At 67.1% G+C, this 21,127-nt stretch carries 21 protein-coding genes and 2 riboswitches; of the genes, 12 read left to right on the top strand and 9 right to left on the bottom strand.

Going from position 1 to position 21,127, the window contains the following annotated elements; translation table 11 throughout:
• Positions 1-4: 4 nt before the first annotated feature.
• The 6 genes from phoU to VH567_RS04420 form a co-directional block, all read right to left on the bottom strand.
• Positions 5-688: a phosphate signaling complex protein PhoU gene (gene phoU, locus VH567_RS04445; protein WP_423323491.1), complete on the bottom strand. Its 684-nt coding sequence runs from the start codon at positions 686-688 to the stop codon at positions 5-7.
• A 14-nt stretch (positions 689-702) separates the two neighbouring features.
• Positions 703-1,467: a phosphate ABC transporter ATP-binding protein PstB gene (pstB, locus tag VH567_RS04440; RefSeq protein ID WP_423323489.1), complete on the bottom strand. Its 765-nt coding sequence runs from the start codon at positions 1,465-1,467 to the stop codon at positions 703-705.
• Positions 1,467-2,765 carry a phosphate ABC transporter permease PstA gene (pstA, locus tag VH567_RS04435; RefSeq protein ID WP_423323487.1) on the bottom strand — a complete coding sequence of 433 codons (1,299 nt, stop codon included), beginning with the start codon at positions 2,763-2,765 and terminating at the stop codon, positions 1,467-1,469. Before pstA ends, pstB begins: the two co-directional genes overlap by 1 nt.
• Positions 2,758-4,134 (bottom strand): phosphate ABC transporter permease subunit PstC, encoded by a 1,377-nt coding sequence (gene pstC / locus VH567_RS04430; RefSeq protein WP_423323485.1) that lies wholly within the window; start codon positions 4,132-4,134, stop codon positions 2,758-2,760. The genes pstA and pstC overlap by 8 nt, the downstream gene beginning before the upstream one ends.
• Before the next feature lie 235 nt (positions 4,135-4,369).
• Complete coding sequence (locus VH567_RS04425) at positions 4,370-5,428, bottom strand: substrate-binding domain-containing protein (protein ID WP_423323483.1); 1,059 nt, start codon at positions 5,426-5,428, stop codon at positions 4,370-4,372.
• A 46-nt stretch (positions 5,429-5,474) separates the two neighbouring features.
• Positions 5,475-6,701 (bottom strand): ATP-binding protein, encoded by a 1,227-nt coding sequence (locus tag VH567_RS04420; RefSeq protein ID WP_423323481.1) that lies wholly within the window; start codon positions 6,699-6,701, stop codon positions 5,475-5,477.
• Positions 6,702-6,828: 127 nt separating this feature from the next.
• On the opposite strand from VH567_RS04420, the gene VH567_RS04415 reads away from it, so the two are divergent.
• The 4 genes from VH567_RS04415 (at position 6,829) to VH567_RS04400 (ending at position 9,461) form a co-directional block, all read left to right on the top strand.
• Positions 6,829-7,269 carry a hypothetical protein gene (locus VH567_RS04415; RefSeq protein WP_423323479.1) on the top strand — a complete coding sequence of 147 codons (441 nt, stop codon included), beginning with the start codon at positions 6,829-6,831 and terminating at the stop codon, positions 7,267-7,269.
• A gap of 4 nt (positions 7,270-7,273) precedes the next feature.
• Positions 7,274-7,549, top strand: a complete 276-nt coding sequence (locus VH567_RS04410; RefSeq protein WP_423323477.1) for an HPr-rel-A system PqqD family peptide chaperone — start codon at positions 7,274-7,276, stop codon at positions 7,547-7,549.
• Positions 7,546-8,406: an HprK-related kinase A gene (locus VH567_RS04405; protein WP_423323475.1), complete on the top strand. Its 861-nt coding sequence runs from the start codon at positions 7,546-7,548 to the stop codon at positions 8,404-8,406. The genes VH567_RS04410 and VH567_RS04405 overlap by 4 nt, the downstream gene beginning before the upstream one ends.
• Positions 8,407-8,498: 92 nt before the next feature.
• Positions 8,499-9,461 (top strand): nucleotidyltransferase domain-containing protein, encoded by a 963-nt coding sequence (locus VH567_RS04400; RefSeq protein ID WP_423323728.1) that lies wholly within the window; start codon positions 8,499-8,501, stop codon positions 9,459-9,461.
• 42 nt (positions 9,462-9,503) lie between these two features.
• On the opposite strand, the gene VH567_RS04395 is transcribed toward VH567_RS04400, so the two are convergent.
• Both VH567_RS04395 and VH567_RS04390 read right to left on the bottom strand, forming a co-directional pair.
• Positions 9,504-9,863 (bottom strand): hypothetical protein, encoded by a 360-nt coding sequence (locus VH567_RS04395; RefSeq protein WP_423323473.1) that lies wholly within the window; start codon positions 9,861-9,863, stop codon positions 9,504-9,506.
• On the bottom strand, positions 9,860-10,528 hold the full coding sequence (locus VH567_RS04390; RefSeq protein WP_423323471.1) for an HAD-IA family hydrolase: 669 nt from the start codon (positions 10,526-10,528) through the stop codon (positions 9,860-9,862). Before VH567_RS04390 ends, VH567_RS04395 begins: the two co-directional genes overlap by 4 nt.
• A gap of 167 nt (positions 10,529-10,695) precedes the next feature.
• Between VH567_RS04390 and glmU the strand changes: the two genes are divergently transcribed.
• From glmU to VH567_RS04350, 8 genes are all read left to right on the top strand, one after another.
• Positions 10,696-11,994 carry a bifunctional UDP-N-acetylglucosamine diphosphorylase/glucosamine-1-phosphate N-acetyltransferase GlmU gene (gene glmU, locus VH567_RS04385; RefSeq protein WP_423323726.1) on the top strand — a complete coding sequence of 433 codons (1,299 nt, stop codon included), beginning with the start codon at positions 10,696-10,698 and terminating at the stop codon, positions 11,992-11,994.
• Positions 11,991-12,425 carry a hypothetical protein gene (locus VH567_RS04380; RefSeq protein ID WP_423323469.1) on the top strand — a complete coding sequence of 145 codons (435 nt, stop codon included), beginning with the start codon at positions 11,991-11,993 and terminating at the stop codon, positions 12,423-12,425. Before glmU ends, VH567_RS04380 begins: the two co-directional genes overlap by 4 nt.
• 17 nt (positions 12,426-12,442) lie before the next feature.
• On the top strand, positions 12,443-14,266 hold the full coding sequence (gene glmS / locus VH567_RS04375) for a glutamine--fructose-6-phosphate transaminase (isomerizing) (RefSeq protein WP_423323467.1): 1,824 nt from the start codon (positions 12,443-12,445) through the stop codon (positions 14,264-14,266).
• Positions 14,267-14,522: 256 nt separating this feature from the next.
• Positions 14,523-14,626: riboswitch (glycine riboswitch) on the top strand.
• A riboswitch (glycine riboswitch) is annotated at positions 14,627-14,734 on the top strand.
• A 47-nt stretch (positions 14,735-14,781) separates the two neighbouring features.
• The gene (gene gcvT / locus VH567_RS04370) at positions 14,782-16,029 is read left to right on the top strand and encodes a glycine cleavage system aminomethyltransferase GcvT (RefSeq protein WP_423323465.1); all 1,248 of its coding nucleotides are present in this window, start codon (positions 14,782-14,784) and stop codon (positions 16,027-16,029) included.
• Position 16,030: 1 nt separating this feature from the next.
• A complete protein-coding gene (gene gcvH, locus VH567_RS04365; RefSeq protein WP_423323463.1) occupies positions 16,031-16,402 on the top strand; it encodes a glycine cleavage system protein GcvH in 372 nt (123 codons plus the stop codon).
• Positions 16,403-16,534: 132 nt separating this feature from the next.
• On the top strand, positions 16,535-17,893 hold the full coding sequence (gene gcvPA / locus VH567_RS04360; protein WP_423323461.1) for an aminomethyl-transferring glycine dehydrogenase subunit GcvPA: 1,359 nt from the start codon (positions 16,535-16,537) through the stop codon (positions 17,891-17,893).
• A 139-nt stretch (positions 17,894-18,032) separates the two neighbouring features.
• A complete protein-coding gene (gene gcvPB / locus VH567_RS04355; protein WP_423323459.1) occupies positions 18,033-19,637 on the top strand; it encodes an aminomethyl-transferring glycine dehydrogenase subunit GcvPB in 1,605 nt (534 codons plus the stop codon).
• Positions 19,638-19,689: 52 nt separating this feature from the next.
• Entirely contained in the window at positions 19,690-20,202 is a 513-nt protein-coding gene (locus VH567_RS04350; RefSeq protein ID WP_423323457.1) for a CcdC protein domain-containing protein, read from the top strand.
• A 3-nt stretch (positions 20,203-20,205) separates the two neighbouring features.
• Here VH567_RS04350 and VH567_RS04345 read toward each other — a convergent pair whose 3' ends face one another.
• Positions 20,206-21,099, bottom strand: a complete 894-nt coding sequence (locus tag VH567_RS04345) for a DMT family transporter (RefSeq protein WP_423323456.1) — start codon at positions 21,097-21,099, stop codon at positions 20,206-20,208.
• Positions 21,100-21,127 lie beyond the last annotated feature (28 nt).

The following is a 21,127-nucleotide window of genomic DNA, read 5'->3' as shown; positions in this document are numbered from 1 at the left end:
TCGATTACTCCTGCAGACCGCCGCGGTCGCGGTCGGTCATCTGGGTGCCGGTGGCGGCGAAATAGACCATCTCGGCGACGTTGGTGGCGTGATCGCCGATCCGCTCGAGATTCTTCGCGACGAACAGCAGATGCGCGACCTGGCTGATCGTCTTCGGATTCTCGACCATGTAGGTCACCAGCGTGCGGAAGATGCTGTCGTAGAAATCGTCGAGCGCGGCGTCGCTTTCGACCACGCGGACGGCTTCTTCCGCATCGCGCGCGGCGAACGCGTCGAGCACGTCGTGGACCATTTCGCTCGCCATCCGGCCCATTGCGGGCAGGATCGAGATCGGCTCGATGCGGTGCTCGCTCTCGATCATGGGCACGCGCTTGGCGATGTTCTTGGCGTAGTCGCCGATCCGCTCGACGACGCCGGCGATCTTCAGCGCCGCGACGACCTCACGCAGGTCGACCGCCATCGGTGCGCGCAGCGCGATGATCCGCACCGCGAGGCGCTCGACCTCCGCTTCGATGACGTCGATCTGCTTGTCGGCAACGCGCACCTGTTCCGCGAGCGCGAGGTCGTTGCGTTGCAGCGCCTGCATCGCCTTGTCGATCGCGTCCTCGGCGAGCCCGCCCATCTGCGAGATCAACCCGCGGAGCTCGCCGATGTCGTTGTCGAAGGCCTTGACCGTATGCGTGTTCATGCGTGGTCCCCCACTCAGCCGTACCGGCCGGTGATGTAATCCTTGGTCCGCTCTTCGCGGGGATTGGTGAAGATGTCCGAGGTGTTGCCGTATTCGACCAGCGTGCCGAGGTGGAAGAACGCGGTCTTCTGGCTGACGCGCGCGGCCTGCTGCATGTTGTGCGTGACGATCACCATCGCATAGCGGCCGCGCAGTTCGTGAATCAGCTCCTCGATCTTGGCGGTCGCGATCGGATCGAGCGCCGAACACGGCTCGTCCATCAGGATGACCTCGGGATCGACCGCGATCGCGCGGGCGATGCAGAGCCGCTGCTGCTGGCCGCCGGACAATGCCGTGCCGCTGTCGCTCAGGCGATCCTTGACCTCGTCCCACAGGCCGGCGCGGCGCAGCGACTTCTCGACGATCCGATCGAGATCGGCCTTGGCACCCGCCAGACCGTGGATGCGCGGGCCGTAGGCGACGTTCTCGTAGATCGATTTCGGGAACGGGTTCGGCTTCTGGAACACCATGCCGACGCGGGCACGGAGCTGCACCACGTCCATGTCGGGCGAGTAGATATCCTGGCCGTCGAGCTTGATCTCGCCGGTCACACGGGCGCTGGCGACGGTGTCGTTCATGCGGTTGAGCGTGCGCAAGAACGTCGACTTGCCGCAGCCCGACGGGCCGATGAACGCGACGACCTCGTCCTGGTCGACGTCGATCGAGACGTCATTGATCGCGATCTTGCTGCCGTACGCGACGGAGACGTTGCGCGCGGTCATCTTCAGGTTCTTGGTCATCACCAGCGGGTCTCGAATCGGTTGCGGAGGTAGATCGCGACGCCGTTCATCGCGAGCAGGAAGACGAGCAGGACGATGATCGCCGCCGACGTCTTCTCGACGAAGCCGCGGCTGACCTGATCGGACCACAGGAAGATCTGGACGGGCAGCACGGTCGCAGGATCGCTGAGGCCCGACGGCGGGGCTGCGATGAATGCGCGCATGCCGATCATCAGCAACGGCGCGGTCTCGCCGAGCGCACGCGCCATGCCAATGATCGTGCCGGTGAGGATGCCTGGCAGCGCGAGCGGCAGGACGTGATGGAACACCACTTGAACGGGCGACGCGCCGATGCCGAGCGCGGCGTCACGGATCGACGGCGGTACGCTCTTGATCGCGTTGCGGCCGGCGATCACGATAACCGGCATCGTCATCAGCGCGAGTGTCAGGCCGCCCACGATCGGTGCAGAGCGGGGCATGCCGAACGTGCCGAGGAAGACGGCTAGCCCGAGCAGGCCGAAGATGATCGAGGGGACCGCCGCGAGGTTGTTGATCGACACCTCGATCAGGTCGGTCCAGCGGTTCTTCGGCGCATATTCTTCCAGATACAGCGCCGAAAGCACGCCGATCGGGAAGGCGAGCAGCAGCGTGACGACCATCGTCAGCAGCGATCCCTTGAACGCGCCCCAGATGCCGACGCGGGTGGCATCGGTGGAGTCCGCTGAGGTGAGGAAGCCGGCGTTGAAGCCTCTCGTAAGCGCGCCGCTTGCCTTCAGTCGCGCGACGACCGCCTCGGCTTCGGGGGTGCCGTTACCCTTGGCGGCGACGTCGATCGGGCTGGAGACGGGGACCTCGAACATGGCCTTGCGCTGGAGCAGCGACGGGTCGGCCTTGATCGCATCGCGGACCACGGCCCACGCGCCGTCGGAGAGCAGGTCGGTGCCGTCCTTGCCGAACGCCTTGGTGGCGGCGAGGTCGACAGTGCCTTCCAGCCCCGCACCTGCGAGCGCGAGATCGGCACCGCGTCCGACGAGGCGGGCGGGCTCGATCGGCAGTTTCGCGGCGGCGAGATCGACCGGGAGCGACACGCGCGTCTCGACGAAGCCGCTCGCGCCCTGCATCACCATCGTGATCAGCAGATAGGCGAGGAACGCGGCGGACAGCCACACCGCGGCGAGCCCGGCGAAGCGGAAGCGGCGCTCGGACGCGTAGCGGCGGCGGATGCGCGATTGCATCGCCTGGGTCGTCCAGTCGGTCGGCACGCGGCGTGGCGGCTCGGCGGCACTCACGGGAATCTGGGGTACGAGCGTGTCACTCATAGGCTTCGCGGTACCGTTTGACGACGCGCAGCGCGACGATGTTGAGAAGGAGCGTGACGACGAACAGCGTCAGGCCGAGCGCGAACGCGGCAAGCGTCTTGGGGCTGTCGAACTCGGCCTCGCCGGTCAGCAGGTCGACGATCTGCTTGGTGACCGTCGTGGTGCTGGCGAACGGGTTGAGAGTCAGCGTCGCGACGCCCGAAGCCGCCATGACGACGATCATGGTCTCGCCGATCGCGCGGCTGACCGCGAGCAGCACGCCACCGACGACGCCGGGGAGAGCGGCCGGGAGCAGCACGCGGCGGATCGTCTCGGACGAGGTCGCGCCCATCGCCAGGCTGCCGTCGCGCATCGACGAGGGGACCGCGGCGATCGAGTCATCGGCCATCGATGACACGAACGGGATGATCATGATCCCCATCACGAGGCCGGCGGCGAGTGCGCTTTCGGACGACGCCCAGCTGATCCCGACCGACACCGCGAGATCGCGCACCGCGGGCGCGACGGTCAGCGCGGCGAAATAACCATAGACGACGGTCGGCACGCCCGCGAGCATCTCGAGGATCGGCTTCATCCATTTGCGGGTCGTCGGCGCGGCGTATTGCGTGAGGTAGATCGCGCTCATCAAACCGAACGGAATCGCGACGATCATCGCGATCACCGCGCCGATGAAGAACGTCCCCCAGAACAGCGGCACCGCGCCGAGCGACGCACCCGGATCGCGGCCGTCGATGACCTGCGGGCTCCAGTGCGTGCCGAACAGGAAGTCGGTGATCGGCACGACCGAGAAGAACCGCGCGGATTCGTACAGCAGCGAGGCGACGATACCGACCGTGGTCAGGATCGCGATCAACGACGCGCCGAGCAGCATCAGCATCACGACCCGCTCGACCTGCGTCCGCGCGCCGAAGCCGGGCTTCACGCGGGTGAAGGCGAACGCGCCGCCGGCGAAGGCGAGCAGCAAGGCGAGTGCGGTCGCGATCCAGTCGTAGCGCGATTGCGCGGCGGCGTAGGCCGGTGCCAGCGTGCGGGCGAGCGCGTGGAATGCGCCGAAGCTGCGGCCCTCGGCGAGGCTGCGTGCTTCGGACAGGATCGACGCGCGATCGAAGCCGGGCGGGGGGAGCTGTACTGCCGCCGGCGTTGCGAGCACGGCATCGGTGACGAGCGCGGGCGCGGTCATCGACCAGATCACGAGGAAGACGAGCGGCGGGATCGCGGTCCATAGCGCGACGTACCAGCCGTGATGCGACGGGAGCGAACTGAACCGCGCGGTGCTGCCGGCGCGGAAGCGGGTGGCGCGGACGCGGGCGGTGAGCCAGCCGATCAGGCCGAGACCGAGGACTAGGACGAGGAGGGCGATGACCGACATCAGAGGTATGCTCCCGGTGCTACCACGCTGGTGTGCACCACCCCGGCGAAGGCCGGGGCCCAATTGGAAAGGTTCAAGTAACCGCGCGCAGCATTTGCCAAGGGAGCTTTGCCCAATTGGGCCCCGGCCTTCGCCGGGGTGGTTGCCTTGCTGTGTGAGGCCATCACCGTAACGCTTCCGTTCCCCCGCGTCGGGGGGGGAACTAGGTGAGGAGCACGGCTGGAGAACAAACGCATCACTTCAACACCGCCGGATCCAGCACAGTCTCGTTGGCAATGATCGCCGCCGAGCGCGCCTGGATATCCGCCGGCGCCGCTATCAGCCCGCGCTTAACCAACGGTCCACTCGCGCCCCAGTTCGCCGCATACAGCTTCAGCAAGTTCCGCAGCCCCGGAATCGCGGTCAGATGCGCCTTCTTCACATAGATATACAGCGGCCGGGACCCCGGATACGCATTGTCCGCGATCGTCGCATAGGTTGGCGCGACGCCCGAGATCGAGACCCCGTTCACGTCGTCCTTGTTCTCCTCCAGATAGCTGTACCCGAACACGCCGATCGCATTCGGGTTCGACTGAAGCTTCTGGACGATCAGATTGTCGTTCTCGCCCGCATCGACATACACGCCGTCCTCGCGCACCCGCGTACACAGCGCCTTGTGCGCCTCGGGATCGGATTTCGCGAGTGCCTTGGCGGTCGGATCGCTCGCCTCGCACCCCTTGGTCAGGATCAGCTCGGCCAGTGCATCGCGCGTGCCGCTCGTTGCGGGCGGGCCGTAAACCTGGATCGGCACCGCGGGCAGCGCCGGGTTCACGTCGCGCCACACCCGCGCGGTGTTCGTCTTGCCGCCCGGATTGGCGGCCAGCGCCTTGTAGAGATCGGTCGGCGTCAGCTGCAGCTTCGGGCCGTTCTTCGCCTCCGCAAAGGCGATGCCGTCGATCCCGACCTGAATTTCGATCACGTCGCGCACGCCGTTCTTCGCGCACGCGGCGTACTCGCTGGCCTTCATCCGCCGCGAGGCGTCCTCGATATCGGGATGGCCGGCGCCGATCCCGGCACAGAACAGCTTCATGCCGGCCCCGGTCCCGGTCGATTCGATCACCGGCGCCTTCGCATCGGGATCGTTCGCCACGAGTTGCTCGGCGATGATGGTCGTGAACGGATAGACGGTCGAAGACCCGACTGCGGTGATCTGGTCACGCGAGCCCGCACCGCCGCCGTTCGCCTGATCGACGCACGCGGCCAGAGCGCCTGCCACACCTAGAAGAACGAACCGCTGCACCAGAATTCCCGTCATGCACCGCCCATAGCGGCGCTTGAGGCGATCCTGTGTGACACTTGCGTTACCCTTTTATGACACCGGCTTTTGCCGACATCGCGGCAGGCGGGAGGATGACGACGACGGTCGTCCCGACGCCGACTTGGCTGGCGATGTCGAGCCGCCCGCGATGCCGCTCGACGATGTGCTTGACGATCGCCAGCCCCAGCCCGGTCCCGCCGAGCGACCGGCTGCGCCCGGCATCGGCGCGGTAGAAGCGCTCGGTCAGCCGCGGGATGTGCACGGCTGCGATGCCGTCGCCCTCGTCGCGAATCGACAGCCGGAGCATGCCGGCGGGATCGCGCTTCAACTCGACGGTGACCGGCGTTCCCGCACGGCCGTATTTCATCGCGTTGCCGATCAGATTGTGGAGCATCTGCGACAGCTGGACACGGTCGCCCGACACCGCGGCGGGGCCGGGGCCGATCGTCGCGACCAGATCATGTCCGCGATCCCCCGCCGCCTCGGCCAGTTCCTCGTGCGTATCCTTGACCAGTTGCGCGAGATCGACGGCCTGGTCGGGCAGCCGGAATTTCTCCGCCTCGATCCGGCTCAGCGAGATCAGGTCCTCGACCAGCCGCTGCATCCGTCGCGCCTCGTCGTCCATCACCTTGAGGAATCGCGCGCGTACCTCGGCATCCTCCCCCGCCTCTTCGCGCAGCGTCTCGATGAAGCCGAGGATCGAGGCGAGCGGCGTGCGCAACTCGTGGCTGGCGTTGGCGACGAAATCGATCCGCATCCGCTCGGCCGCGTAATTGCCGGTCTGGTCGATCAGGTGGACGATGCGCTGGCCGTCCGACGCCTCGCCAAGCCGCATCTCCCAGCGCTGGTCGCGCGTGCCGAGCCCGACCAGCTCGATCGGGCGCTCGCCATCGATCGGTCCCGGCGTGCCGAGTCGCTCGGCGGCGGCCGGGTGCCGGATCGCGACTCGCGCATCCTCGCCGAGGATATGCGCGCCGAGCAGCGTGCGCGCGGCGGCATTGGCGAGCGTCACGCGTCCGTTCTGCACGAGCAGCACCGGCGCGACGATCGCATCGAGCACGTCGTCGAGGATCGATACGCTCGCCGTAACGCCGGAATCGAGGGCAGGCGCTTCCTCGCCCGTCCCGGCGGCGACCAGAGCGGCGGCGATCCCGCCGACCAGCGCGACGATCGCGCCCTGCACGTCGCGGGTGATCGCGAACACCGCGACCGCGGCGACGCAGACGACGACGATCGCCCAGAAGGTACGCAGGCCAAATCCGGAAAGCATTCTAATCTCCAGGGCGCGTGAACGCGGCGCACGTCCGTCCTAGTTCGGCACGATGCGCCGATCGTCAACCGGGCTATATTGTCAGGGCTTCAGGATTGTGAAAGGGCTGCGGTGTAGCAGGGGCACTATGAGCGACGACAACCGAGCCGATCAGGACCCGATGCCGGACGCTGATCCGGACGCCGATCCGCACAGCGCAGTGCCAACGCGTCGCCGCGTGCTTGCGCTTGGCGCGGTCGGTGCGGGCGCGGTGGTGTCGATTCGCCCGGCGCTCGCGCAGACGGTGGGCTCGGTGCTGAACTGCGAGATCCCGATTCCCGATTCCGGCCGTGCGGGCAGCTATATCGATTCCGACGGCAAGGTCGTGCCCGCGCGGACCAAGGGTGCTTTCCCGCCCGCGACGCGCGCGTTCAAGGGCGAGGAGATCAAGCGATCGATCGCCAATGGCAGCAACCTGCCCGGCACCGATTCCGACCGCAGCCGCGCCTACGTCAACTATATCCGCCGGTTGCAGCGCGGCCAGGGCGGCTTCACCTGCTTCGCATCGTTGCAGATGCCGCGCGGCTGAGGCCGTGCACGAGGCCCTTTATTGCGCTCCCCGCGAGGATGGCCTGCTGATCGCGCCGCTCGACGCGTTCACCGCGGTCTATCACCGCGCATCGGGGATCACGCACCTGCTGACCGAGCCGGCGCCGCAGATCCTGGCGGCGCTGGGCGAAGGCGGCCTCTCGCTCGATGCGCTGCTCGACCGGCTTGGGCGCGACTATGATCTCGAGCATGCGGACCGGGCTGCGCTGGCGGCGCGGCTCGACGAACTGGTCGACGCCGGGCTCGTCGAGCGGACATGAGGCACGCCTTCGCCGTCCGCATCGGCCCGGTCGGTTTCCGCATCGGCTCCGACTGGCGCGCGCCGATCGCGCTGCTCGAAACGCTGTACCGCGACTATCCCAAGCCCTTGGACGGCGTGCCCGACTTCACCGTCCGCCTGTTCGCGCGCCGGCCGTGGCGCCGGATACTCCGCCCCTCGGTCGAGATCGGCGGCGACTATATGCTGCCCGAGGCGGCACCGCTGCCGTTGCGGCAGGGCCTGCTCGCGGCGGAGATGGCGATGAACCTCCAGATGGCGCTCGGTGCGCGCCGTTATCTGCTGCTCCACGCCTCCGCGGTCGAACGCGATGGTCGCGCGCTGTTGATGACCGGCATCTCGGGCGCGGGGAAATCGACGCTCGCGACACTGCTGGCGGCACGGGGCTGGCGGTTCATGGGCGACGAGTTCGCGCTGCTCGATCCCGCGACCGGGCTGGTCCATGCGTTTCCGCGGCTGATAAGCCTGAAGAACGAAGCGATCGCCGCGGCCGAGGCGGCATGGCCCGACGCGCGAATGGGGCCGCTGATGCGCGCGACGCCGAAGGGCGACATTCGCCACATGGTCCCCGACGCGCGAGCGATCGATGCGATGGACGTGCCCGCGACGCCGGCGCTGCTGTTGTTCCCGCGCTACGGCTTCGAAGCGGAGACGCGATCGGTCCCGCCTGCGGAGGCGTTTATCAGGATGACGCAGGCGTCGACCAATTACGTCGCGCTCGGCGAGGCGGGTTTCCGCGCGCTGACCGGGCTGATCGCGGACGTGCCTTTGGTTGCGATCGACTATCCCGATGGGGCGAGCGCGATCGCGCAGGTGGAGGCGCTATGGGCCGCGTTGTGACCGATGCGGCAATTGGCCGCGTTGTGACCGATGCGGCTATTGGCCGCGGTGTGACCGACGCGGCTATTGGCCGCGGTGTGACCGACGCCCGCATGCTCGGCCGCGCGCTTGCCGATCCGTCGGGTGTCGTCGGGCTCGATGCGGAGGGCTGGACGGCATTGCTGGCGATGGCGCGCGCGGAGCAATTGATCGGCACGCTCGCGCTGCGGCTTGACGGACTGCCGATGCCGGGCGCGGTACGAGCGATCCTCGCCGATGCTCGTGCCGCCGCCGAACACGGGCGTCGTGCTGCGTTATGGGAAGCGGAGATGGCGCGGCGGGCGCTGGCCGCGATCGACGGTCCGGTCGTGGTGTTGAAGGGCACCGCATTCGTCGCGGCCGGGCTGTCGGCGGGGCAGGGGCGATCGATCGGCGATCTCGACATCCTGGTGCCACGCTGCGCGCTCGATACGGTCGAGGCGGCGCTGCTTGCCGCGGGCTGGGAATGGGTGAAGCCGGACCCGTATGACGACGTCTATTATCGCCGCTGGATGCACGAACTGCCGCCGCTGATCCACCGCGAGCGTGACCGGATGATCGACGTCCACCACACCATCCTGCCGCTGACCGCGCGGATAACGCCGGACGCGGATGCGCTGATTGCGGACAGCGTGGCGTTGGAAAACGGGCTGCGTACGCTGTCGCCGAACGGAATGATCGTCCACGCCGCCGCGCATCTGTTCGCGGATGGCGACTTGGCGGGGGGGATGCGCAACCTGTGGGATATCCGCTGCCTGGTCGAGGAGTTCGGCATCGACGGCCTCGACGGGGAAGCGCAACGGCATGGTCTGCACCATGAGGTGGCGCGCTCGCTGCGGCTGGTCGATGCGCTGTTTGGCGAGACCGAGGCGCGCGGCATCGACCGCCTCTACATCCGCCGGCTCACCGCGCGCGACGGCTGGGGTCGGCCGACCCGTCCGGTCACGCGGTTCGCATTTTACGTCCGCTCGCACTGGCTGCGTATGCCGCCGGCGATGCTTGCCCGGCATCTCTGGACCAAGTGGCGCAAGGGCTGACCTTCTCGCTCCCCAGTTCAGGAGGTAGGTGTGAGGGCCGCCTTACGGCAACCGCGCGCCGCGGCCTCGTCGTGCGAACCATACCAGCACCAGCACCAGAGTGATCGCCAGCGTATCCGCGATCCAGTCGTGGATATCGCAGTCGCGGTGCAGCGACGGGATCGACTGCAACACCTCGATCATCGCGCCAAGGAACGACAGCCGCTCGCCGATCCGAAACAGTCGCGCGGTCGGATAGGACAGTGCCGCCAGCAGCGCCATCGTCGCGAACGCAAGCATGTGCCCGAACTTGTCGCCGAACTGGTCGATCGGCATGTGCGGTGGCTTCGGCAGCAACGCCATCGTCACCGCGAACACCACCGCCAGGACCAGCGCGACGCGGGTGAGAACGGTCCGGTTCATGCGCCGAGCCTTTCGAGCGTCGGGATCAACTCCGGGAAGCCGTCGATCACGGCCTCCGCGCCAAGTTCCGCGACCGGCTGCATCAGGAAGCCGAAGCTGCACGCGATTGCCGGCAACCCTGCCGCCTGCGCCGCCTGGATGTCGAAGATCGAATCGCCGACGAACGCGGCGCGACCGCCGCCGCACATCTTCACCATCTCGCGGATCGGCATCGGCGAGGGTTTGGATTCCGCCAGCGTATCGCCGCCGAGGATGCAGGCGAACCGGTCGGTCAGCCCCAGTTCGCCGAGCACGATCCGCGCGAACCGCTCGATCTTGTTGGTGACGATGCCGAGCGTGACGCCCTTCGTTGCCAATGCATCGAGTGCCTCGATCGCGCCGGGATAGGGCTTGGTCAGCACGCAGATATTCGCCTCGTAATAGGCAAGCAGCTTGGCATGCAGCGTGTCGAGCATCGCCTCGTCATAGCCGCCGGTCGCGGTCAGGCCCTGTTTCAGCATATGCCGGGCCCCGCCGCCGATCATCGGCTTGACCTGCTCGACGGTGAGCGGCGGGCGATCGACCGAAACGAGCGCGTGGTTGACCGCCGCGGCAAGATCCCCACTGGTGTCGAGCAGCGTGCCGTCGAGGTCGAACCCGACCATATCGAATGAAAAATGCGTCATTGCGAAGGGGCCTGCCAGCGACGCTATGGAATTGGCAAGGCTTTCGTGGCAGCGATCCTTCCATGACGACGCATTCCGACGACCAACCGATTCCGGCGCATTCGCTCGCCCGCCCGCCCGTACACTCTATCGCCGTCGTGATCCTCGCCGCGGGCAAGGGCACGCGGATGAAGTCGGACCTGCACAAGGTGCTTCACCCGATCGCGGGGCGGCCGATGCTGCTGCATCTGGTCGCGAGCGCGGCCGTGCTGCGTCCGGCCAAGACGGTGGTCGTGACGGGCGCAGGGCGCGAGCAGGTCGAGGCCGCGGTCGCACCGCTGGGTATCGTCACCGCGCTTCAGGCGGAGCAGCTCGGTACCGGCCATGCGGTCGCGCAGGCGCGCGCGGCGCTTGCAGGGTTCGAGGGCGACGTGCTGATCCTCTACGGCGACGTGCCGCTGGTCACCGCAGAAACGATGCAGCGGATGATCGACCGGCTGCACGGCGAGGATACGCCTGCGGTCGTCGTGCTCGGCTTCCGTCCGGCCGAGCCCGGCGCTTACGGCCGCGTGATCGCCGATGCTGCGGGGCGGATGGACCGGATCGTCGAGTATAAGGACGCGTCGGAAGCGGAACGCGCGGTGACGCTCTGCAACTCGGGGCTGATGGCAGTGCGCGCAACCGACCTGTTCGCGCTGCTCGACCGGCTCGGCAACGACAATGCGGCGGGCGAATATTACCTTACCGATATCGTCGGGCTAGCGGGCGCGGCAGGCCGGTCGTCGGCGGTGATCGAGACGGCCGCGGACGAAGTGGCCGGCGTCAACAGCCGCGGCGAACTCGCCGGCGTCGAAGCCGCCTGGCAGGCGGAGCGTCGAGCGCGGGCGATGGCCGACGGCGTCACGCTGATCGCCCCAGACACGGTCTGGTTCGCGCACGACACGGTGCTGGGTCGCGACGTGGTGATCGAGCCCAACGTCGTATTCGGCCCCGGCGCGTGTATCGAAGACGGCGCGACGATCCACGCGTTCAGCCACATCGAGGGCGCGAGCGTGGGCAAGGGCGCCGATGTCGGGCCTTTCGCGCGCCTCCGCCCCGGCGCGGACCTCCGCTCGCACGCCAAGGTCGGCAACTTCGTCGAGGTCAAGAAAGCCGTGATCGGCGAGGGCGCGAAGGTCAGCCATCTGACCTACATCGGCGACGCGGATATCGGCGCGGGCGCAAACATCGGCGCGGGCACGATCACGTGCAATTACGACGGCTATTTCAAATACCGCACGGTCGTCGGCGAGGGGGCGTTCATCGGCTCGAATTCGGCGCTGGTCGCGCCCGTCACGATCGGCGCCGGCGCGATCGTCGCTGCCGGATCCGTGGTGACTCAGGACGTCGATGCCGATGCTCTGGCCCTGGTCCGCCCCCCGCAGGTCGCCAAACCCGGTTGGGCCAAGCGCTTCCGTGAAAGAATGCTGGCGAGGAAGCGCGCATGAAATCCCTGATCGTTGTTGGAGCCGTGGTACTGGCGGGATGCGCTACGCCGCAGGTGTCGCGCGATGCGATTTCGCCGATGGTCGCGATCGAGCGTGCCGCCGGTCTCGCCCCTGGCGCCTATCCTGGCGTGTTCGTGATGACGGTACGCGCGTCGGGTCGGCAGGGCTCAAGCCTCTACCTCAATTCGGAAAGCGATTATCGCGATCCGCGCAACCTCTCGCTCGAAGTCCGGCCGATCGCGCAGGCGCAGCTCGAAACCCAGCTTGGCGCGCCCGCCGAAACCGCGCTGCAGGGTCGGACGATCCATGTCGATGGCGAAGCGCGCCGCGTGCGGATCGATTTTACCTCCGACGGCCGCCCGACCGGCAAATATTATTACCAGACCCATGTCGTCATCGAGCGGGGCGAACAGCTCCTCTCGGTCGACTGAACGAACGGACAGACGCTATGTGTGGCATCGTTGGAATTCTGAGCGGCGAAGACGTTGCGGGCCGGTTGCTCGACGGGCTGAAGCGGCTCGAATATCGCGGTTATGATTCGGCCGGTATCGCCACCGATCACGATGGCGCGATCGAACGGCGGCGTGCGTCGGGCAAGCTGGTCAATCTGGCGAACGAACTCGCGGCGCATCCGCTGCCCGGCAAGACCGGGATCGCCCATACCCGCTGGGCGACGCACGGCGGCCCGACCACCAACAACGCGCATCCGCATGCGACGGGCGAAGTCGCGGTCGTTCACAACGGCATCATCGAGAACTTCAAGCCGCTGCGCGACGAACTGATCGCGCGCGGTCGGACTTTCACGAGCGAGACCGATACCGAAGTCGTCGCGCATCTGGTCAGCGAGAAGGTCGAGGCGGGGATGGATCCGGTATCGGCGGTCCGCGACGTGCTGCCACGGCTGCACGGTGCGTTCGCGCTCGCGATCCTGTTCCGCCAGCATCCCGACTTGCTGATCGGCGCGCGCCTCGGCTCGCCGCTGGTCGTCGGGCACGGCGACGGCGAGATGTATCTCGGCTCGGACGCGCTCGCGCTCGCGCCGCTGACGCAGCGGATCGCGTATCTCGACGAGGGTGACTGGGTCGTGCTCACGCGCGACGGCGCGCAGGTCTATGACCGCGATAACAATCCCGTCGAGCGCGCGATCACGCTGTCCGGGATCACCGGCGAGGTGATCTCGAAGGGCAACCATCGGCATTACATGTTGAAGGAAATCTACGAGCAGCCGATCGTCGTCGCCCAAACTTTGCGCTCGTACCTCAAGCGGATGGAAGGCGAGGTTTCGCTGCCGATTCCGGAGTTCGACCTGTCGACGATCAAGCGTGTTACGATCGTCGCGTGCGGGACGAGCTTCTACGCCGGCATGGTCGCCAAATACTGGTTCGAGCAGTTCGCGCGCGTGCCGGTCGACCTCGATGTTGCCTCCGAATTCCGCTACCGCGCGCCGGTGATGGAGGATGGCGGCCTCGCGCTGTTCATCTCGCAGTCGGGCGAGACCGCGGACACGCTGGCCGCGCTGCGCCATGCGAAGGCCGAGGGCCAGAAGATCGCGGTCGTCGTCAACGTGCCGACCAGTTCGATGGCGCGCGAGGCGGACCTGTTGCTGCCGACGCATGCGGGCCCGGAGATCGGCGTGGCCTCGACCAAGGCGTTCACCTGCCAGCTCGCCGTGCTCGCCGCGCTCGCCGCAAACCTGGCACGCGCAAAGGGGTTGCTGACGAAAGACCAGGAGCGCGAGATCGTCCGGCACCTGTCGGAGGCTCCCGCAGCGCTAAACGGCGCGCTCGCGTATGACGAGGCGATCGAGGCGATGGCACACAACATCGCCGGCGCGCGCGACGTACTGTATCTCGGCCGCGGGACGGACTATCCGCTAGCGCTCGAGGGCGCGCTGAAGCTGAAGGAAATCAGCTATATCCATGCCGAGGGCTATGCCGCCGGCGAGATGAAGCACGGCCCGATCGCGCTGATCGACGAGCATGTCCCGGTCATCGTCATCGCGCCGTCGGGGCCACTGTTCGACAAGACCGTGAGCAACATGCAGGAAGTCATGGCGCGCGGCGGAAAGGTCGTGCTGATCTCCGATTACGACGGCATCCAGGCGGCCGGCGAAGGCTGCATGGCGACGATCACCATGCCCAAGGTCCACCCGCTGATCGCGCCGCTCGTGTATGCGGTGCCGGTGCAGTTGCTCGCGTATCACGTGGCGGTGCTCAAGGGCACGGATGTCGATCAGCCGCGTAACCTCGCGAAGAGCGTGACGGTCGAATAGCGGTCAGCTTACTGTCGGGTCGTATACCTTGAGATAAGTCCGCCACCCCGGCGAAGGCCGGGGCCCAGTTGGGGAACGGTAGTAACGACGGATGGTCCGCTGTTACGGGCACCTTGCCAACTGGGCCCCGGCCTTCGCCGGGGTGGTGCTTTCTTCTCAGGTCGAGCGAGCGTTTTCTCCTCGAATCCCAAACCCTCGATTGACTAAGATTGTGCGCCGCGTCACAACTCGCGGCGTCGATGTCGGGCAACCGGCATGGCACCGCGCGGGAGAGCGTTTCCGGTCCTTTCAGGGCTGATGGAACCGCCGAAGGAGCAACCACCCCGGAATCTCTCAGGCACCAGAGACCGCGCGAGGCTGATCGACACTCTGGAAAGCGTCCTGGCCTCGCGCCGAGGGCCACCGAAGGGGTAAGCGCTGGACATTGTTCGCGCGAAAGCTCTCAGGTCCCGTGACAGAGGGGGTTCGGATCGCAGCACCACCGGGTGCCGCGCGCCCCTTCGACGGAGACGAGCATGAGCGACCCAGACCTGCGCGATTACGCCAGCATCATCGACCAGGCGGACGATTACGTCGAGCCCGAGATCCTGCCCTTGCCGCTCGACGCGTGGCACCGGGCGCAGGGCGCGCGGATGGTCGAGTTCGCCGGCTACGAGATGCCGATCCAGTATGAAGGCATCATGGCCGAACACGCCTGGACGCGCGACTCGGCGGGCCTCTTCGACGTCAGCCACATGGGCCAGCTCGTCTTCTCCGGCGAAGGCGTCGCGCACGCGCTCGAAACCGTCCTGCCGGGCGACATCGCCGGGCTCGCAGAAGGCAAGATGCGCTATTCGCTGCTGCTCGCACAGGACGGCGGCATCCTCGACGACCTGATGGCCACGCGCCTGCCCGACGATCAGCCATCGCCCTTCTCCGCGCAGGACGTCGAGCCCGAGGCGTACGACCCGCTCCACCCGTCGCCGACCGCAAGCGGCAGCTTCTACGTCGTGGTCAACGGCGCGACCAAGTATGACGACATCAGCTACCTGATCGAGCATCTGCCCGACGACGTCACGATCAACATCCTCGAAGACCAGGCGCTGCTCGCAGTGCAGGGTCCGAAAGCGGTCGAGGCGGTTACGCGGATTGTCCCCGGTATCGACAGCCTCGTGTTCATGACCGCCGGCGCGTTCCACTGGAACGATGTGCCGCTCTGGATCAGCCGCTCGGGCTATACCGGCGAGGACGGCGTCGAGATTTCGCTCCCCGCCGAATACGCCGTCGCGTTCGCCGACGCGCTGCTGGCGCTCGCAGAGATCAAGCCGATCGGCCTCGGCGCGCGCGATTCGCTGCGTCTCGAAGCAGGCCTGCCGCTCTACGGTCACGACCTCGATCCCGAGATCACGCCGGTCATGGCCGATCTCGGCTTCGCGCTGTCGAAGCGCCGCCGCGAGGCCGCTGACTTCCCCGGCGCCGAGCGCATCCTCACCCAGCGCGAACATGGCCCCGCCACCAAGCGAGTCGGCCTGATCGTCGAGGGTCGCCAGCCCGCCCGCGAAGGCGCCGAAGTGATCGACGATACCGGCGCGACGATCGGTCGCCTTACGAGCGGGGGTTTCGCACCCACGCTCGGGAAGCCGATCGCGATGGCCTATGTGCCGCTCGCGCTGTCGACGCCCGGCACCCGCATCGAAATCGCGCAACGCGGCAAGGTCCACACCGCCACCGTCACCGCGATGCCCTTCATTCCCCACCGCTACGTCCGCGCAGGAGCCAAGTGATATGAGCCGTTACTTCACGCAGGATCACGAATGGGTCGACGTCGACGGTGACATCGGCACCGTCGGTATTTCGGAATACGCGCAGAGCCAGCTTGGCGACGTCGTGTTCGTCGACGTCCCCGAAGCCGGCAAGACCTTGTCGAGGGGCGACGAAGCCGCCGTCGTCGAGTCGGTCAAGGCCGCGTCCGACGTCTATTCGCCGGTTTCGGGCACGGTTACCGAGGGCAATGCTGCGCTCACCGATGACTCCAGCCTGGTGAACTCGGACGCCGAAGCCGCCGGCTGGTTCTTCAAGCTCACGCTCAGCGATCCGAGCGAACTCGACAGCCTGATGGACGAAGCCGCCTACGCGACGTTCGTCGAAGGGCTGTAAACCTAGAACCCCCTCCCGCTAGCGGGAGGGGGCAGGGGGTGGGCACGCGCTCACCTCCAGACGTTCCGCCCGCAACAGGCCGGGCGCCCACCCCCGACCCCTCCCGCATGCGGGAGGGGGGAGTCGATGCCGATGCGCTACCTTCCCCTGACCCAGCCCGACCGCGAGGCGATGCTTTCCGTCATCGGCGCCGCGACCATCGACGACCTCTTCGTCGACGTGCCCGAAGCCGCCCGTCTCGACGGCCCGGTCCGCGACCTGCCGATGCACGCCTCCGAAATGGCGGTCGAACGCCACATGTCCGCGCTTGCGAAAAAGAACCTCACCGCCGGCGAAGCGCCATTCTTCCTCGGCTGCGGCGCGTACAAGCACCACGTCCCCGCATCGGTCGACCACCTGATCCAGCGCGGCGAGTTCCTCACCGCCTACACGCCGTACCAGCCGGAAATCGCGCAGGGCACGCTACAGATGCTGTTCGAGTTCCAGACGCAGGTCGCGCGGCTGCTCGGCACCGACGTCGCCAACGCCTCGATGTACGATGGCTCGACCGCGTGCTGGGAGGCGATCGTGATGGCGCGCCGCATCACTAAACGCGGCAAGGCGATCCTGTCGTCGGGCCTCCACCCGCATTACGTCTCGGTCTCGAAGACGATGGCCAAGTTCACCGGCGACGTGCTCGACACCGCCGCGCCCGAACTGGCCGCCGATATGGACCTCGACCAGCTGATCGCCAAGATCGACGACGATACGTCGTGCGTCGTCGTCCAATATCCCGACATCCTGGGTCGCATCGCCGATCTGCGCCCGCTCGCGGATGCGTGCCACGCGAAGAAGGTGCTGCTGATCGCGGTCGTCACCGAGCCGGTCGCGCTCGGCGCGATCGCGTCGCCCGGCGAGATGGACGCGGACATCGTCGTCGGCGAAGGCCAGTCGCTCGGCGTCGGCCTCCAGTTCGGCGGGCCGTATGTCGGCCTGTTCGGCTGCAAGGACAAATACGTCCGCCAGATGCCCGGCCGCCTTTGCGGCGAGACCGTCGACGCGGACGGCCGCCGTGGTTTCGTGCTGACGCTGTCGACGCGCGAGCAGCATATCCGCCGCGAAAAGGCGACGTCGAACATCTGCACCAACTCCGGCCTCTGCGCGCTGGCGTTCTCGATCCACATGACGCTGCTAGGCGAAGCCGGCCTGCGCCAATTGGCCGAGGTGAACCACGCGGGTGCCGTGATTGCGGCCGAACGCCTGTCGCAGATTCCCGGCGTCGAGCTCGTCAACGACAGCTTCTTCAACGAGTTCACGCTGAAGCTCCCGACCGAAGCCCGCCCCGTCGTCCGCACGCTCGCCGACCGCGGCATCCTCGCCGGCGTTTCGCTCGGGCGGCTTTACCCAGGCCAGGACGCACTCGCGAACGGCCTCGTCGTCGCCGTGACGGAAACGACCACCGCGGAGGACGTCGAAACGCTTGCGTCCGCACTCCAGGAGATACTGGCATGAGCGATCGTTTTACCCCGTTCGTGCCGAGTAGAGACCGAGCCTGTCGAGGGCTCGTATCGAGGTACATGTCTCTCGATACAGCATTTCGACAAGCTCGATGCCTACTCGAGACGAACGGAATGGTTGGGGAGATACTGGCATGAGCATCAACCAGAGCGGCTGGCGCCCGACTTCGCCCGAGGCGAACACGGGGAACGTCCCAGCATCGGTAACCGGCAACAAGGCGCTGATGCTGGAAGAAGCCCTGATCTTCGAGATCGGCGACACCCACACCACCGGCGTAGATTTTTGTTCACCCGCGAAGGCGGGTGCCCAGACTGGGTCCCCGCCTTCGCGGGGAAACAAGCTTGGTTCGTTGTCGCGCACCGCACCAATCGGCCTCCCCGGTCTCTCCGAGCCAGAAACAGTCCGCCACTACACGCGCCTCTCGCGCCAGAACTACGGCATCGACCTCGGCTTCTTCCCGCTCGGCAGTTGCACGATGAAGCACAACCCGCGCCTCAACGAGAAGATGGCGCGGCTCCCCGGGTTCTCCGACGTCCACCCGCTCCAGCCAGTCGACACGGTGCAGGGCGCACTCGAAGTCATCCACCAACTCGCGCACTGGCTCGTCACGCTCACCGGCATGACCTCCGTCGCGATGAGCCCAAAGGCGGGCGCACACGGCGAGCTCTGCGGTATCCTCGCGATCCGCGCCGCACTCGAAGCCAAGGGCGAAGGCGCGCGGAAAATCATCCTCGTCCCCGAGAGCGCGCACGGCACCAACCCCGCCACCGCAGCCTTCGCGGGCTATAGCGTCGAGGACATCCCCGCCACCGCCGAAGGCCGCGTCGACACCGCCGCGTTGAAGGCCCGGCTCGGCCCCGACGTCGCCGGCGTGATGATCACCAACCCCAACACGTGCGGCCTGTTCGAGCGCGACATGCGCGAGATCTCCGACGCGGTGCATGCGGCGGGCGGCTTCGTCTATTGCGACGGCGCGAACTTCAACGCGATCGTCGGCCGCGTCCGGCCGGGCGATCTCGGCATCGACGCGATGCACATCAACCTGCACAAGACCTTCTCGACGCCGCATGGCGGCGGCGGCCCAGGCTCGGGCCCGGTGGTGTTCTCGGCAGCTCTGACCCCGTACGCGCCGCTCCCGTTCGTCGAGAAGCAGGGCGACACGTTTGTCCTGATCGAAGAAGAAAACGCCGACGAGCACCACGCTGGCAGCTTCGGCCGCATGGTCGCGTTCCACGGCCAGATGGGCATGTTCACGCGCGCACTGACGTACATCCTCAGCCATGGCGCGGACGGCCTGCGCCAGGTGTCCGAGGACGCGGTGCTGAACGCGAACTACATCCTGCGCAGCCTCGACGACACGCTCGACGCACCGTTCGGCCCGTCGGGTCCGTGCATGCACGAGGCGCTGTTCTCGGACTCGGGTCTCGCCACCGGCTTCTCGACGATCGACATCGCCAAGGGCCTGATCGACGAGGGCTTCCACCCGATGACGATGTATTTCCCGCTCGTCGTCCACGGCGCGATGCTGGTCGAACCGACCGAAACCGAATCGAAGGCGGCGCTCGACCAGTTCATCGCCGCGCTCCGCTCGGTCGCCGAACGCGCCAAGGCCGGCGACCCAAGCCTCAAGACCGCGCCGCATTTCGCCCCCCGCGCGCGCCTCGACGAGACGCTTGCGGCGCGCAAACCGGTACTGGTCTGGAAGGACCCGGCCCCGCTGGCGCAAGCCGCCGAGTGACGATACGCTCCCCGTCTAGCCCGGGATCACTGGGCAGGGCGGGGGGCTATCAATGCAGGCGCACGAAGCACAAGGCTGGATCAGCTACGCGATCACGGCGGTCATCATCGGCATCGTCTTCGCGGTCCGCTGGCGCCGCATGAGCGTGGTCAAACCGCTCAAGCTGGAACGCCTCTGGGTCTTCCCCGCGCTCTACGCGGCCGTCGCGCTCTACATGTTCGTGATGTATCCGCCGCAGGGCCTCGCCTGGCTGTTCTGCGCGCTCGCACTGGTCATGGGTGCTGCACTGGGCTGGCAGCGCGGCAAGATGATGCGGATCACGATCGATCCCGACAACCACGCGCTCAACACGACGTCGTCCCCCGCCGCGGTCCTGTTCCTCGTCGCGATCGTGGCCGTCCGAAGCGGTGCGCGCGCGATGATCGGTGACGGCCACGCGCTGCACCTCAACGCCTTCGCGATCACCGACATGCTGGCCGCACTCGCGCTAGGCCTGTTCACCACCCAGCGCGTCGAGATGTACCTCCGCGCCAAACGCATGCTGGAAACGGCACGCGTTCGCTAGGTCTCAAGCGATCGCGCGGTCCGTCTCGTCCTGCCGCCGAACATGCTCCCGCCAAACGATATACAACCCGCTCGCCACGATGACCGGCGCCCCGACCCAGGTCGCCTCCGCCGGCAACGTGTCGAACACCAGCCACCCCAGCAACGTCGCCCACAGCAAGCTCGAATAATCCATCGGCACCACCACCGACACCGGCCCGAGGCGCAGCGACGTCGTCATCGCGATCTGCGCGAGGCCACCAAAGATACCCACGCTCGCGAGACACACCCACGCCACCAGATCATGCGACTGTGCCGCCTGCGCGTAGAACACCGACAACGGGATCAGCGACAGCGCCGAGAACCAGAACACCGTCGTCAACGCGCTCTCGGTCTTGCCGATCTGCCGCAACAGGATCGACACGCTCGCCGTCCCGAACGCCCCCGCCAAGGCACACCCCGCGCCCCACAGAGGAAAGTGATCCCCGCCCGGTTGCGCGACGATCAACACCCCCGCGAACCCCGCCGCAACTGCCGCCCAGCGGTGCCACCCGGTCGGCTCGCGCAGTACCAGCGCGCCGAGAATCGTCGCGAACACCGGCACCGTGAACCCGATCGTCGTCGCTTCGGCGAGCGGCAACGCGACGATCCCGTTGAACGTAAACGCCATCGCCGACAGCCCAACGATCGCGCGTATAATGTGCGCGGGCAGGCGCTTCGTCGCCACCGAAGGCAAACCCGGCCCGGCGAGGATCACCCCCGACACCAGCAAACACGCCCCGAACTGCCGAAAGAACAGGATCTCCGACACGCTAGCACCGTGCCGTTCGGCCAGCTTGATCGCGGTGTTCATCAGCGCGAAGATCACGACCGACAGCAACCGCATGCCAATGGCGGGAAGGATGCGATCGGTGGGCATACGCGACCCCTACGCAAACCACCGCCGC

The organism is Sphingomonas sp. 4RDLI-65 (genome assembly GCF_049472435.1).
GTDB lineage: Bacteria > Pseudomonadota > Alphaproteobacteria > Sphingomonadales > Sphingomonadaceae > Sphingomonas.
Note: the sequence above shows the minus strand (reverse complement) of the source record. Positions and strands in the feature narration are given on the sequence as shown.

What these genes read in the sequence shown, in the direction of transcription:
- phoU (WP_423323491.1), bottom strand. Translation starts at nt 688, where the DNA reads ATGAACACGCATACGGTCAAGGCCTTCGACAACGACATCGGCGAGCTC.
- pstB (WP_423323489.1), bottom strand. Translation starts at nt 1,467, where the DNA reads ATGACCAAGAACCTGAAGATGACCGCGCGCAACGTCTCCGTCGCGTAC.
- pstA (WP_423323487.1), bottom strand. Translation starts at nt 2,765, where the DNA reads ATGAGTGACACGCTCGTACCCCAGATTCCCGTGAGTGCCGCCGAGCCG.
- pstC (WP_423323485.1), bottom strand. Translation starts at nt 4,134, where the DNA reads ATGTCGGTCATCGCCCTCCTCGTCCTAGTCCTCGGTCTCGGCCTGATC.
- VH567_RS04425 (WP_423323483.1), bottom strand. Translation starts at nt 5,428, where the DNA reads ATGACGGGAATTCTGGTGCAGCGGTTCGTTCTTCTAGGTGTGGCAGGC.
- VH567_RS04420 (WP_423323481.1), bottom strand. Translation starts at nt 6,701, where the DNA reads ATGCTTTCCGGATTTGGCCTGCGTACCTTCTGGGCGATCGTCGTCGTC.
- VH567_RS04415 (WP_423323479.1), top strand. Translation starts at nt 6,829, where the DNA reads ATGAGCGACGACAACCGAGCCGATCAGGACCCGATGCCGGACGCTGAT.
- VH567_RS04405 (WP_423323475.1), top strand. Translation starts at nt 7,546, where the DNA reads ATGAGGCACGCCTTCGCCGTCCGCATCGGCCCGGTCGGTTTCCGCATC.
- VH567_RS04400 (WP_423323728.1), top strand. Translation starts at nt 8,499, where the DNA reads ATGCTCGGCCGCGCGCTTGCCGATCCGTCGGGTGTCGTCGGGCTCGAT.
- VH567_RS04395 (WP_423323473.1), bottom strand. Translation starts at nt 9,863, where the DNA reads ATGAACCGGACCGTTCTCACCCGCGTCGCGCTGGTCCTGGCGGTGGTG.
- VH567_RS04390 (WP_423323471.1), bottom strand. Translation starts at nt 10,528, where the DNA reads ATGACGCATTTTTCATTCGATATGGTCGGGTTCGACCTCGACGGCACG.
- glmU (WP_423323726.1), top strand. Translation starts at nt 10,696, where the DNA reads ATGAAGTCGGACCTGCACAAGGTGCTTCACCCGATCGCGGGGCGGCCG.
- VH567_RS04380 (WP_423323469.1), top strand. Translation starts at nt 11,991, where the DNA reads ATGAAATCCCTGATCGTTGTTGGAGCCGTGGTACTGGCGGGATGCGCT.
- glmS (WP_423323467.1), top strand. Translation starts at nt 12,443, where the DNA reads ATGTGTGGCATCGTTGGAATTCTGAGCGGCGAAGACGTTGCGGGCCGG.
- gcvT (WP_423323465.1), top strand. Translation starts at nt 14,782, where the DNA reads ATGAGCGACCCAGACCTGCGCGATTACGCCAGCATCATCGACCAGGCG.
- gcvH (WP_423323463.1), top strand. Translation starts at nt 16,031, where the DNA reads ATGAGCCGTTACTTCACGCAGGATCACGAATGGGTCGACGTCGACGGT.
- gcvPA (WP_423323461.1), top strand. Translation starts at nt 16,535, where the DNA reads ATGCGCTACCTTCCCCTGACCCAGCCCGACCGCGAGGCGATGCTTTCC.
- gcvPB (WP_423323459.1), top strand. Translation starts at nt 18,033, where the DNA reads ATGAGCATCAACCAGAGCGGCTGGCGCCCGACTTCGCCCGAGGCGAAC.
- VH567_RS04350 (WP_423323457.1), top strand. Translation starts at nt 19,690, where the DNA reads ATGCAGGCGCACGAAGCACAAGGCTGGATCAGCTACGCGATCACGGCG.
- VH567_RS04345 (WP_423323456.1), bottom strand. Translation starts at nt 21,099, where the DNA reads ATGCCCACCGATCGCATCCTTCCCGCCATTGGCATGCGGTTGCTGTCG.